At 71.6% G+C, this 12,278-nt stretch carries 9 protein-coding genes; 5 read left to right on the top strand and 4 right to left on the bottom strand.

Features of this window, described 5'->3' with window-relative positions; translation table 11 throughout:
- Positions 1–178: 178 nt before the first annotated feature.
- Entirely contained in the window at positions 179–1,453 is a 1,275-nt protein-coding gene (rocD, locus tag DSY14_RS02940) for an ornithine--oxo-acid transaminase (RefSeq protein WP_211714853.1), read from the top strand.
- Between the two features lie 142 nt (positions 1,454–1,595).
- Here rocD and DSY14_RS02935 read toward each other — a convergent pair whose 3' ends face one another.
- A complete protein-coding gene (locus tag DSY14_RS02935) occupies positions 1,596–2,933 on the bottom strand; it encodes an SGNH/GDSL hydrolase family protein (protein WP_211714852.1) in 1,338 nt (445 codons plus the stop codon).
- Positions 2,934–2,978: 45 nt separating this feature from the next.
- The gene (locus DSY14_RS02930) at positions 2,979–4,226 is read right to left on the bottom strand and encodes an aminotransferase class I/II-fold pyridoxal phosphate-dependent enzyme (protein ID WP_249187234.1); all 1,248 of its coding nucleotides are present in this window, start codon (positions 4,224–4,226) and stop codon (positions 2,979–2,981) included.
- A 409-nt stretch (positions 4,227–4,635) separates the two neighbouring features.
- Between DSY14_RS02930 and fabI the strand changes: the two genes are divergently transcribed.
- Positions 4,636–5,424, top strand: coding sequence for an enoyl-ACP reductase FabI (fabI, locus tag DSY14_RS02925; protein WP_211714850.1), 789 nt, complete (start codon positions 4,636–4,638; stop codon positions 5,422–5,424).
- A 131-nt stretch (positions 5,425–5,555) separates the two neighbouring features.
- On the opposite strand, the gene DSY14_RS02920 is transcribed toward fabI, so the two are convergent.
- Positions 5,556–6,047, bottom strand: a complete 492-nt coding sequence (locus DSY14_RS02920; RefSeq protein ID WP_211714849.1) for a DUF3291 domain-containing protein — start codon at positions 6,045–6,047, stop codon at positions 5,556–5,558.
- Between the two features lie 118 nt (positions 6,048–6,165).
- On the opposite strand from DSY14_RS02920, the gene DSY14_RS02915 reads away from it, so the two are divergent.
- On the top strand, positions 6,166–7,644 hold the full coding sequence (locus DSY14_RS02915) for a PLP-dependent aminotransferase family protein (protein WP_211714848.1): 1,479 nt from the start codon (positions 6,166–6,168) through the stop codon (positions 7,642–7,644).
- Positions 7,645–7,730: 86 nt separating this feature from the next.
- Here DSY14_RS02915 and DSY14_RS02910 read toward each other — a convergent pair whose 3' ends face one another.
- A complete protein-coding gene (locus DSY14_RS02910; RefSeq protein WP_211714847.1) occupies positions 7,731–8,345 on the bottom strand; it encodes a superoxide dismutase in 615 nt (204 codons plus the stop codon).
- A gap of 499 nt (positions 8,346–8,844) precedes the next feature.
- Between DSY14_RS02910 and DSY14_RS02905 the strand changes: the two genes are divergently transcribed.
- Positions 8,845–10,920 (top strand): acyltransferase family protein, encoded by a 2,076-nt coding sequence (locus DSY14_RS02905; protein ID WP_211714846.1) that lies wholly within the window; start codon positions 8,845–8,847, stop codon positions 10,918–10,920.
- A gap of 324 nt (positions 10,921–11,244) precedes the next feature.
- On the top strand, positions 11,245–12,264 hold the full coding sequence (locus tag DSY14_RS02900; protein ID WP_211714845.1) for a class I SAM-dependent methyltransferase: 1,020 nt from the start codon (positions 11,245–11,247) through the stop codon (positions 12,262–12,264).
- The last annotated feature ends 14 nt before the right edge of the window (positions 12,265–12,278 follow it).

The raw sequence follows: 12,278 nt of genomic DNA, 5'->3' as shown, positions 1-12,278 counted from the left end.
GCCGCCGTTCCGCGCGCGGGGGTTTCGGGCCGGGGCGCCCGAAGGTGATGTCCGCCACCTCTTGTGTGCTCACAGGATCATCTGCTCAACTTTTGGGGATCCCGCCGCGGGGGCTCTACCCGGCCCCCCGGTGGGTATCTACTGTCTGACATCGGTCAATGGTGATCGGAGCGGTGAGATGACCACCCAGAACCTGGGACAGCAGGACTCCGTCGGAAACCCCGACGGACAGGCACTCTCCAGCGCGGACCACATCGAACTCGCACGGGCGAGATCCGCGCACAACTACGCACCCCTGCCCGTCGTGATCTCCGAGGGCCGTGGCGCTTGGGTGACCGATGTGGAGGGCAAGCGCTACCTCGACTGTCTGGCCGGGTACTCGGCCATGAACTTCGGCCACCACAACCCCGAGTTGCTGGCCACCGCGCACGCCCAACTCGACCGGGTGACGCTGACCAGCAGGGCCTTCCACAACGATCAATTCGGGCCGTGGGTCGCCGACCTCGCCGACATGGTCGGCAAACAGAAGGTCCTGCCGATGAACACCGGTGCCGAGGCGGTGGAGACCGGCATCAAGGTGGCCCGCAAATGGGGCTACGAGGTCAAGGGCGTACCCGAGAACCAGGCCACCATCGTCGTGGCGGGCGCCAACTTCCACGGGCGCACCACCACCATCATCTCCTTCTCCTCCGACCCCGAGGCGCGCACGGGTTTCGGTCCCTACACGCCGGGCTTCCGCTCCGTGCCCTACGGGGACGCCGCCGCCATCGAGGAGGCCATCGACCACACCACCGTCGCGGTGCTCATCGAACCGGTGCAGGGCGAGGCCGGGGTGATCGTGCCGCCCGCCGACTACCTGCCGCGGGTGCGCGAACTCTGCGACGACCACCACGTGCTGTTCATCGCCGACGAGGTACAGGCCGGGCTGGGACGCACCGGCACGATCCGGGCCTGTGAGCACACCGGAGTGGTCCCCGACGCCTACCTGTTCGGCAAGGCGCTGGGCGGCGGCGTCCTTCCGGTGTCGGCCATGGTGGCCGACGAGGACGTCCTCGGCGTCATCCAGCCCGGACAACACGGCAGCACCTTCGGGGGCAACCCGTTCGCCGGCGCCGTGGGGCGGACGGTCGTGCGGATGCTCACGGAGGGGCCCTACCTGGAGAACGCCCGCAAACTCGGGGAGGTGCTCCGGCGCCGACTCGACGCGTTGGTCGGCGAGGGCGTGGTGTCGGCCCGCAGCATCGGTTTGTGGGCGGGCGTGGACGTCGACCCGGCACTGGCCTCGGGCAAGGAGCTGTGCAGGCGGCTGGCCGAACACGGCGTCCTGGTCAAGGACACGCACGGTTCGACCGTGCGGATGTCACCGCCGTTGGTGATCAGCGAGGACGACCTCAACTGGGGTCTGGACCGCTTCGCCGAGGTCCTCGCCGAACTCCGGGACGAGAAGAACTAGGCGCCGCTCGATCGACCCCCGGGGGGGGGGCCGCGGCGTCGCCGACACGCCGTTCCCCCGCGTCCGCACGCGCGGCGCGGGGGGGCGGTGCCCCGGGCCCTCGCCCGTCGGGGGTCCACGGCGCCGACGGCCCGGTCCGGTCTCAGGACCCGGCCTCGGCGGCCTCCTCCTCGCCCCGCGCCTCGTCGGGTTCGTCACCCGCCTCGTCGTGGGCCTCCTCGTGCACCGGGTCCAGCGGCCCACCGAGTTCGCGGGTGAGCTGCTCCGCCGAGACCGCCTCCAGGCGGTCCCGGGACTGGTACAGGACCCGTTCGGGTCCCTCCACGATCTGTAGGCGCACCCGCTCGGCGATCGACCGTTGCCCCTCGGCGGTGGGGTGGAAGCTCGCGCGGTCCACCCGGAGCCCCTCGCCCAGCTCACCGAGCACGATCCCGTTCAGCCAGGCGTTCTCCTCGCTGACCTCGTGGCCGCTCAGTGCGCTGAAAACGTTCACGTACTCGACGCTGCCGACCTGGCGCGACCCGTAGACCTCGCCGTCCACGCTGAAGGCGGTGTCCCGGATCCGTTCGTTGAACCGCTGCGCCACCGTGTTCAGCCACAGCTGGTCACCCGTGGAGAGTGTGTAGTACATGCCGGGCGGCTCCTCCGGGAAGAGCCGTGGGTAGCCCAGGACCAGGACGCGGGCGTCCGGCGCGCGGTCGCGGATCTCGGTGAGCACCTCGGTGAGGGTGTCCTCGAACTCGTCCATCTTCTCGGTGACCTCGTCCTCCTGATCGGTGCAGGCGCTCCGCTCCAGGAGGGGCATGCGCACGATGCAGGTGCGCAGGACCGGGATGAACCCGAGGTCGTTGCCGCCGATGCCGACCGTCACCAACGAGGTGTTCTCGGTGACGCGTTCGAGCTGCGACTCGGGGGTGCCGATCTGGTCGAGCATCTGCGCGCCCCGGTGGCTGCTGCACGCGTAGAAGGCCAGAGCGCCCTCGAAGTCGAACTCCTGCTCGATCAGCTTGGGATAGGCGTTCTCCGAGCGCCAGCACTCGCCGGGTTCGGCGGTCTCGGGGTCGTAGTCACCCGCGCCGTCCCCCGAGGAGTAGGAGTCGCCCAGGGACACGTAGTTCCCCCACAGCGCCGCCTCCTCGGGTTCCACGCGCACGCGCCAGTCGATCTCCTCGTCCTCGGTGATCGGTGGCAGCGGATCGCCGGGACAGACCCCGCCTGTGGCGTCGCACCAGAGGTCGAGGAGCCCGTTGCGGGTGGTGGGCACGGCCACCAGGACGACCATGAGCAGGGCCAGGGTCGCGGCGGCGACCAGTGTGATCCTCGTGCGACGGCGACGCCTGGGGGCCGCGGCGTTCTCGACGTCGAAGGCGGTCGCGCCCGCGCCCGGGACCTCGGGGAGGTCGTTGTCCTCCGGAACACCGTCGTCGGCGGGACGGGGGCTCTCCTCGGGCACGTCCGGCCCACCGTCTCGTGATGACACCGCGGCTTGCCTCCGGGTACTCGGGCGTCAGGTCCAGCAGTCAGACTACCCGGGACGATTCGCGTGGATCACCCGCACGGCACGCCGTAGGTCGGCCTCGTCCAGGCCCGCGTGGGCGGTGAGTCGGAGCCGGGGGCGACCGTCCGGCACCGACGAGGGGAGCGGGCACCCCACCCGGACCCCCTGGTCGAGACAGCCGGCGCGCCAGGCCGTCGCCTCCGCGGGCGAGTCGGCCCGCACCGACACCACAGCGGCGTCGGGAACGCTCGCGTCCAGACCATGGGAGCGCAGTCCCTCGGACAGCTCCGCGGCACGGGAGCGCGCCGCCGCGGACCGCTCGGGTTCGGCCTCCAGGACCCGGAGCGCCGCCAGTGCCGCTCCGGTGGCCGCGGGTGCCAGGGTGGTGGCGAACACGAACGTGCGAGCCGTCTCCGCCAGGTGCCGGATGACCCGGCGCGATCCGAGCACCGCCCCGCCCTGGGACCCGAGCGCCTTGGACAGGGACACCGCCGTCACGACGTCGTCGGCGCCCCGCAGCGTCGAACCGCCCACGGCTCCGCGACCGCCGGGGCCGACCACGCCCAGCCCGTGCGCGTCGTCCACCAGCGACACCGCGCCGTGGGCGCGGGCCACCGCGGCGATCCGGGACGGCTCGACGAGGTCACCGTCGACGGAGAACACCGTGTCGCTGAGTATCGCCCGCCGGCCCCGACCGGAGCCCAGGAGCGCGGCGGCCGCGTCGAGGTCGCCGTGCGGATACACCTCGACCCGGGTGCCGGAGGCCTGCGCCAGGCGGGCGGCGTCGACGAGCGAGGCGTGGTTGTTCCGGTCGCACACCACCACCGGCGGTTCCCCGTCCTCGGCCGTGGGGGCGATCAGCGCGGTGACCATCGCCAGGCCGGCGGCGTAGCCGGAGGAGAACACGAGGGCGTCCTCGGCCCCGTGGAAGCGGGCCAGGGCACGTTCGAGCTCCGCGTGCAGTGCGGTGGCGCCGGTGCCCGGGCGCGCGCCGCCGGCGCCCCATGTCCGGGCGGCGTCGGTGGCGGCGGCCACGACGGCCGGGTGCCGGGCCAGCCCCAGGTAGTCGTTGCCCGTGAGGTCCAGCAGCAGGTCCGAGCGCGGGCACGGCGGGGTGCGGCGCGCCAGTCCCGCGCGGGCTCGGTGCGCGGCGGCCGCGTCCAGCCAGGCCAGGGGGTGCGAGCCGGGCAGGGGGCGGCCGGCGCCGGTCGTTCCGGAGGCGCGCAGCGTCCATGGGCGACGCGGGGCGCATGTGCCGGGGTCGAGGCGTTCCAAGCGGGCTCCTGGATCATCGAGCGCGGATCGTGCCGCGGGCCGTGTCGGATGCGGGCGCGGGTCACGGGTCGACGGGGCGGACACCGGATCAGGGGTGGGCCGTCCCAGCGGCGGCCAAGCCCACTGGGGCGACCCGGCCCGTGCCAGGGGGAGCACCTCCGACTCTGCCGTCCCGGGGGTCCCCCGGTCACCCGTGGAAGGCCACAAAGAATCGGCGCCGATTCCTGGCTCCCTCGTCCCCGGTGCGCACGGGTCGACCCGCGGGACGTGCGACCACGGCCCACCAGGAGTCCCCGTCGACCCCCTCACCAAAGACGAGGTCGGAATCTTTGTCGGCTTCCACGGCTGACGACCCGTCGGTACGCCGGTACGTTTCCACTGCCAGCCACCGAACCGCCAAGGGGACCCCTTGAACCTGCTCATCACCGGTATCACCACCCAGTCCTCCATCGCGTACGCGATCGCGGAGGAGGCCCTGCTCCAGGGCCACGACGTCATCCTGACCAACCCGCCCGGCCGCGCCTTCTCCATCTGCGAGCGCATCGCCAAGCGGTTGCCCAAGGAGCCCGTCGCGGTGCTGCCGATGGACGTCACCGACCCCGAGCAGGTCGCCGCGACCGTCGAGGCCGTCGGTGAGCACTGGGACCACGTGGACGGGCTGCTGCACGCCATCGCCTACGCCCCCGAGTCCGCTCTGGGCGGCAACTTCCTCAACACGGACTGGGAGGACGTGGCCAAGGCGATCCACATCTCCGGCTACTCGCTGGCGGCGTTGACCGTGGGCCTGCGGGACCTGCTCGCCAAGGCCCCCGCCGGCGCCGGTGTCGTGTCGCTGACCTTCGACGCCAGCGTCGCCTGGCCGGTCTACGACTGGATGGGCTCCGCCAAGGCCGTCCTGGAGAACTCGGCCCGCTACCTCGCCCGTGACCTGGGCCCGGAGGGCATCCGCGTGAACACGATCTCCGCGGGCCCGATCAAGTCCCTCGCGGGCGGTTCCATCCCGGGCTTCTCACAGATCGCGGACTCCTGGGGGGACAACGCCCCGCTGGGTTGGGACACCAAGGACACCTCCGTGGTCGCCGGTCCGGCCCTGTTCCTCATGTCGCCGGCCGCCCGCGCCATCACCGGCACGGTCATGCACGTCGACGGTGGTTACCACGCCATGGGGGCGCCACTGGCCCCCTCCCAGGAGTCCTGACCCGGGGAACGCGGTGTCCCCGGTCCACCGGGGACACGCCCTTCCTCCGGCCCGCGCCCCCGCCGTTCGCGGCGGCGTGTGCGAGCGTGCCATGCCACGGAGGGGCCGGTGAACGGTCCGGGAACGCTCGACTAGGCCGCGTGCGTGCCGCGCCCCACCGGCACCGGTGAGGCCAGGGTGAACGCCCGCGGCCCGGGGCCGTGCTCGCGCAGGAACGCCAGACGCGTGGTCGCCTCGTGTTCAGTGACCTCGCCCCCGACGGTGCTCCACCACAGAGCGCGTTCGACGGTGGGGAAGTCCCCGGTGGACCGACGGTAGGCGAGCAGGTCCGCGTGGGCCTCCTCCACGAAGGCGCGCAGAGCGGTGGGGCCGCGCCAGAGGTGGACCAGGTGCAGGCGGTCCCCCTCATGGTGGAAGTGGACCTCTCCGAGGTGACCCGAGTGGTCCTCGGCCCGGCTCCGGAGCGCGCGGGCGAGTGCGGTCAGCCGGGCGCGGTCGCCCCGGATCACGAGGGCCTCCGCCAGCGCCGGCCGCCGGTCCGACGTGTGCGGGACGCCGTGCTGGGCTGAGTGGTGGCGCTGGTGAGAGCGGCCGGCGTGTCGGCTGCGAAGCAGGGTGCGCATGAGTGGACTCCTTTGATTGGACCCCGTGTCAGGGTCCATTCGGGCTCTGGTGGATCGTGCTCGGTCATGCCAGTATCGGAAACCCGGCCGAGACCCACGAGAGCCAATGGAGCGGAAAATGGACCTTGTTCGCACGACCGACGAACTCGTGGGTCTCCTCGGCGCCTGGACCGGGGGTTCGGGCCCGCTCTACCGTCGGCTGGCGGGCGCTCTGCGGCAGCTCATCGACCTGGGTTCCCTGGCCCCGGGGGAGCGTCTGCCGTCCGAACGCGCGCTGGCCGCCGCGCTCCGCGTCAGCCGCACCACGGTGGTCGCCGCCTACGACCACCTCCGTCAGGAGGGTGTCCTGGAGAGTCGCCAGGGCAGCGGCACACGGGTCGACAGTGCCCGGGCCCCGGTCCGGGCGGACGGGTGGACCCCCGGTGGCAGCGGAAACCCCGTGTACGGCACGCTCCTACGCACCGACGACTCGGTCATCTCCGCGTCCTGTCTGCTCACCCCCGCTCTCGACGGGGTCGAACGCGCCGTCCGCGAGGTCGTCGCCCAGGACCTGCCGGCGCTCATGGCCGAGAGCACGTACCACCCCCGGGGCCTGCCCGCTCTCCGCGAGGCCATCTGCCGCTACTACGAGCGCCGAGGGCTGCCCACGCACCCGGACCAGATCGTGGTCACCACCGGGGGCCATCAGGCGGTGTCCCTGGTCGCGCAGTTGTACCTGAACCGTGGGTCGACCGTGGTGGCGGAGGAGCCGAGCTTCGCCGGCTGCCTGGACCTCATGCGCGACCGTGACGCGGAGATCGTCCCGGTCCCCCTCGACGAGCAGGGCATCGACCCGATGGGCGTGCGCCGCGCGATCGCCGAGCACCACCCGCACCTGATCTTCGTCATGCCCTCGTACCACAACCCCACGGGCACGATGATGTCCGCGGCCCGCCGCCGCGAACTGGGAGAACTGTCCGCTCGACACGGTGTGCCCATCCTGGAGGACAGCGCCTACACGGGGATCCGGGCCGAGGACGAACCCGCGCCGTTGGCGGCCTACGCCCCCCGCGGCGCGGAGATCATCACCGTCGACTCGCTGACCAAGGTGGCCTGGGCGGGCCTGCGGGTGGGATGGTTGCGCGCCCCCGCGGAGATGGCGCTGCGGCTCAGCCGGCGCAAGGTCCTCGCCGACCTGGCGAGCCCTCTGCTGAACCAGGCGATCGCGGTGCGCCTGCTGGACGACTACGAGGCGCTGGCCGACGAGCGTTCGCGGGAGCTGCGTGAGGCCATGGCGCACATGGAGGGCATGCTCCGACGGGACCTGCCCGAGTGGGAGTGGCGGACCCCCGACGGGGGTGCGGCTCTGTGGGTGCGCCTGCCCGGGGTGGATGCCCGTTCGTTCGCGCAGGTGGCCATGTGCCACGACGTGGAGTTGGTGCCCGGATCGTTCATGTCCGCCACGGACGGTGGGGGATACGACTCCCACTTCCGACTCCCGGTGTCGTTCGACCACGGCACCCGGGAGGAACTGGTCTGGCGGCTGGCCCGCGCCTGGCGCGAGCTGCGTCGACACGGTCCGGTGGACGTCACGCTCCCGGACCGGCTCGTGGTCTGAACGGGGGGCGACCCCGAACAGCGGTGGGGGCGGCACCGAGAGGTGCCGCCCCCACCGTTCGTCGGGAACACCCGAACCCGCGTGGATCAGACCAGTCGGGTCTTGCGCGCCTCGGCGAAGCGCTCCTGGACGTCCGCCCAGTTGACGACGTTCCAGAACGCCTTGACGTAGTCGCCCTTGACGTTCTTGTACTGGAGGTAGAAGGCGTGCTCCCACATGTCCAGCATGAGCAGCGGCTGCGTGCCGATGGCGATGTTGCCCTGCTGGTCGAACAGCTGCTCGATGACCAGACGCTGACCCAGGGCGTCCCAGGCCAGGATCGCCCAGCCGGAGCCCTGGATGCCCAGCGCCGCGGCGTTGAAGTGCCCGCGGAAGGCGTCGAAGGAACCGAACTGGTCGTCGATGGCGGCACCCAGCTCGCCCTCGGGCTTGTCGCCACCCTCCGGGGACAGGTTCTTCCAGAACACGGAGTGGTTGACGTGGCCGCCCAGGTTGAACGCCAGGTTCTTCTGGAGCTGGTTCACGGTCCCGAAGTCGCCGGACTCGCGGGCCTCCGCCATCTTCTCCAGGGTGGTGTTGGCGCCCGCGACGTAGTTGGCGTGGTGCTTGTCGTGGTGCAGCTCCATGATCTGACCGGAGATCCACGGCTCAAGCGCGGCGTAGTCGTAGGGCAGCTCGGGGAGCGAATATGGCGCAGACATCTCTGACGCACCTTTCCAATGACGCGATTTCGTCGTGCTTACCAGCGATGGGATCGCTAACCAGCAAGCTATCAGCCGAGTACGCGAACGTCCGATGTCAGGCTGTCGACACCGGTGGTCGGGAATAAAATCCGACCCGTCGCCGACCCCTCTCGGACCCGGGCGACCCCATGCTCCCCTCCACCCTGCCCGTCGCCCGCGCCCATCGAACACCACGAAACCTACGAAATCTCTCGGGATCTTCGGGGAGGCCCCGTCGATCCCGTCCGCTTTGGCGGAAACCCTCCCGGCTTCCGCCTCACCCGGCGTCCTCGCGCGGCCTCGTTACCCTGTCCCGCGTGTCCCCGACCCGCGGGGGAACGTTGCCCCTCCGTTCGTCCGACATTCACCGCGGTGGCATCGGGGGAGGGGAGAATTCAGCACCGAATTCGTATGGCGATTCCCGCTCAGCCTCGTTCGGCGAAAGACGTTTCCTATTATGCCGAGGCCGCCCGCGAACATGAGCGACACCACCACCGGGCTCCCCGCCCCCCACACCCCCGGCGTCACGTCGGTCACCGACACGACGCGCTCCGGTCCGATCGGAGGCGGCTTCCGGCCCGAGATCGAGGGCCTGCGCGCCGTCGCCGTGCTCCTGGTCGCCGTCTACCACATCTGGTTCGGCCGGGTCTCCGGCGGCGTCGACGTGTTCCTGCTGCTCACCGGCTTCCTCATCACGGGATCCCTGGTGCGGGCCGTCGAACGGGACGGCCGCGTCCGGTTCGGAGCCTTCTGGGCCCGTCTGGCCCGCAGGTTGGTCCCGCCGGTCGCGGTGGTCCTGGTCGCGACCATGGTCGCGATGTACGTGTGGCTGCCCCGCTCGCGCTGGGCGGACCTCCTCGCCGAGATCCGTGCCGCCGCCCTGTACCACGAGAACTGGACCCTGGCCCACAACGCCGTCGACTACCTGGCCCGCGAGGCGGCGGCCAGCCCGCTCCAACACTTCTGGTCGCTGTCCATCCAGGGGCAGTTCTACCTGTTGTGGCCGCTTCTGGTCACCGCGGGCGCGGTCCTGGCCTCACGGGTCCGCTGGCCGCTCCGGCGGGCCGTGCTGGTGCTGTCCACGGTGGTGTTCGCCGTGTCCCTGGCCTACTCCGTGCACATCACCGACCGGGACCAGGCCTGGGCGTACTTCGACACGGGCGCCCGCCTCTGGGAGCTCGCCCTCGGGGCGATCCTCGCCCTGGTGATCACGGAGCTGCGTCTCCCCGCCCGACTGCGGGTGTTCCTCGGCTGGTTCGGGCTGGTCGCGCTGGTCTCCTGCGGGGTTCTCCTCCAGGTCTCCACGCTCTTTCCCGGGTACGTCGCCCTCTGGCCGACCGGGGCGGCGCTCCTGGTCATCGTCGCCGGGGCCACCGGCAGCCGCTACGGCGTCGACCGTCTGCTCACGTGGTCGCCGCTGATGGCGGTGGGGCGACTGTCCTACGGGTTGTACCTGTGGCACTGGCCGCTTCTGGTCTGCTACCTGGAGGTGACCGGACGGTCGACCGCCACCGTGGCGGGCGGACTGGTCATCCTGGTCGGGTCGTTCGCCCTCGCCTGGATCACCCACCGCGTGGTCGAGGGCGGCGTGGAGAGGTTCACCCGGCCGGCGGTGCGGCGCACACCCGGTTGGTCGGTCACGGTCGCCGCGGTCTTCCTGGTCCCGGTCCTGGCCGTCACGCACGTGTGGTCGGAGCGGTTGGAGGAGGAACGCGACCGACGCGTGCAGGAGCTCGCCGCCCCCGAGAGCTACCCCGGCGCGCGTGTGGTCGCCGATCCCGACCTGCTGTCGGTGCTGCCCCGGGTGCCGGTGCGTCCGGACCCGGCCGACGCGCAACGGGACCTGTCCTCCCACCACGAGGAGGGCTGTCACGTCAACCTCGGCTCCGAGGAGCTGGTGGTGTGCGACCGGGGTCCCGCCGACGCCGAGCACACGTTGGCGCTGGTGGGCGCCTCGCGCACCGCCCACTGGTATCCGGCGGTGGAGAGGGTCGCCGCCGAACACGGATGGCGCCTGGTGTCCTTCACCAAGAGCGGCTGCCCCTTCGCCCTGGCGCCGGCCACCCGTGACGGCGGACCGTTCCCGGAGTGCGAGGTGTGGAAGGACAAGGCGCTGGCCGAGTTGGAGGAGCTGAACCCCGACGCGGTGCTGCTGTCCTCCACCCGCGCCTTCACCCACGAAGAGGTGATCCAGGAGGGCTACACGGAACTCTGGTGGCACCTGAACGACCTGGGTATCGACGTCATCGGCCTGCGCGACCTGCCCCGGCTGCCCTACCGCGGCGCCGAGTGCCTGGAGGCCACGGACGCGGCCGAGTGCACCAGCCCGGCGTCGCTCAGTCAGCAGGAGGTCGACCCGGCCACGTTGGTGGAGGACGTGCCGCCCAACGTCACCCTGCTGGACCTGACCGAACACGTGTGTCCGGCCGGCGACTGCGACGCGGTGGTCGGTAACGTGCTGGTGTACTGGGACCACTCCCACATCACGGCGACGTACGCGGACACGCTGACACCCGTGGTCGAGGACGCCCTGGTGGAGGCCACGGGTTGGTGACGCGTCCCCGACGCGGGCTCCGGCCCGAGGTCACCCGAGGGTGGCACGGGCGCGGGCCGACCGGCCGCGGGGGATATCCTCCGCGGCCCGGGAATCCCTTTTCGGAGCGCCCCGGACACCCCTTCATGATCGTTGGGTGATGCGTGGGTGAACGCCGGGAGAATTGCGAAGATCGCAGGTTTCGAAAAGGTGGACCCCGCTCCCTCGACCTCTTTTCAGGCGTTAATGTCGAAACCGTACGGTGCCATTCCCGCTTGTTCCCGACCGGCCCGCCGGAGGATTCCGTGCGTCGGTCGCCGCATCCCTTCCGCGGAGGTAACCCCCATGAGCTCCCTCAGAAAAAGGATCCGCCGTCTGCTGCCCGTGGCCGGGCTGTTCGGCCTGGCGGCGCTCGCGACCCCGGTCGTGCTCGGCGGGCTCGGCCTGGTCACCTGGGGTGAGACGGTCCTGGCGCTCGCGGTCCTGGCACTGGGCGGTCTGGTGTGCGCCCTCGGTGCCGCGGTGTGGCTGCTCCGCCGGACGGTGCTGGAACTGTCCACGTCGGTCCGCACCCAGACCCGCCAGGTCACGGAGCTCTTCGGTCAGGACCGTCTGGAACTGGCCCGTTCCCTGGACGGCGTGCGCACCGAGGTCAGGGAACTCCGGGACACGGCGCTGCCCCGGGCGGTCCAGACCCTCGACCGTTCCGGCGCCCGCCGCGGACGCCACGACTACGAGCAGCACGTCGCCTGGACCGAACTGCGCGCGCACCTGGACGTGGCCCCGTTCATGCCGCCGCTGCGCGGCTGGGCGGCCTCCCCGGACGTGCTCCGCGTGCTGGTCCGGATCATCGACCGCGACCGCCCCGAGCTGGTGGTGGAGTGCGGCAGTGGGGCCTCCAGCGTGTGGATCGGCTACGCGCTGCGCAAGGCGGGGGTCGGTCGGCTGGTCGCGATCGAACACGACGCCCGTTACGCGGAGCTGAGCCGGGCCCTGGTCGCCGCCCACGCCCTGGACGACGTCGTCGAGGTCCGACACGCGCCGCTGGTCCCGGTGCCCGCCGAGATCGCCGACGGGGTCTCCGCGAACGTCCCCTGGTACGACACCGACGCCCTGAGCGACCTCAAGGGCATCGGTCTGGTCTTCGTGGACGGCCCTCCCCAGGCCACGGGCCCCGAGGCCCGTCACCCGGCCGTTCCCGCCCTGCTGCCGGCCTGCGTGGAGCGGGCCGTCTTCGTCCTGGACGACGCCGACCGCACCGACGAACGTTCCCTGGGCGACCGTTGGCTGGCCGCCCACCCGGAACTGGTCCGTACCGAGGAGCCCACGGAGAAGGGCGCGCACGTCTTCACCCGCAACCCCTGACCGGTCCCCGCCGT

Source organism: Nocardiopsis sp. MG754419, from assembly GCF_018207095.1.
In the GTDB taxonomy this organism is placed as follows: Bacteria; Actinomycetota; Actinomycetes; order Streptosporangiales; family Streptosporangiaceae; genus Nocardiopsis.
This window is presented reverse-complemented; position numbering and strand designations above follow the sequence as displayed.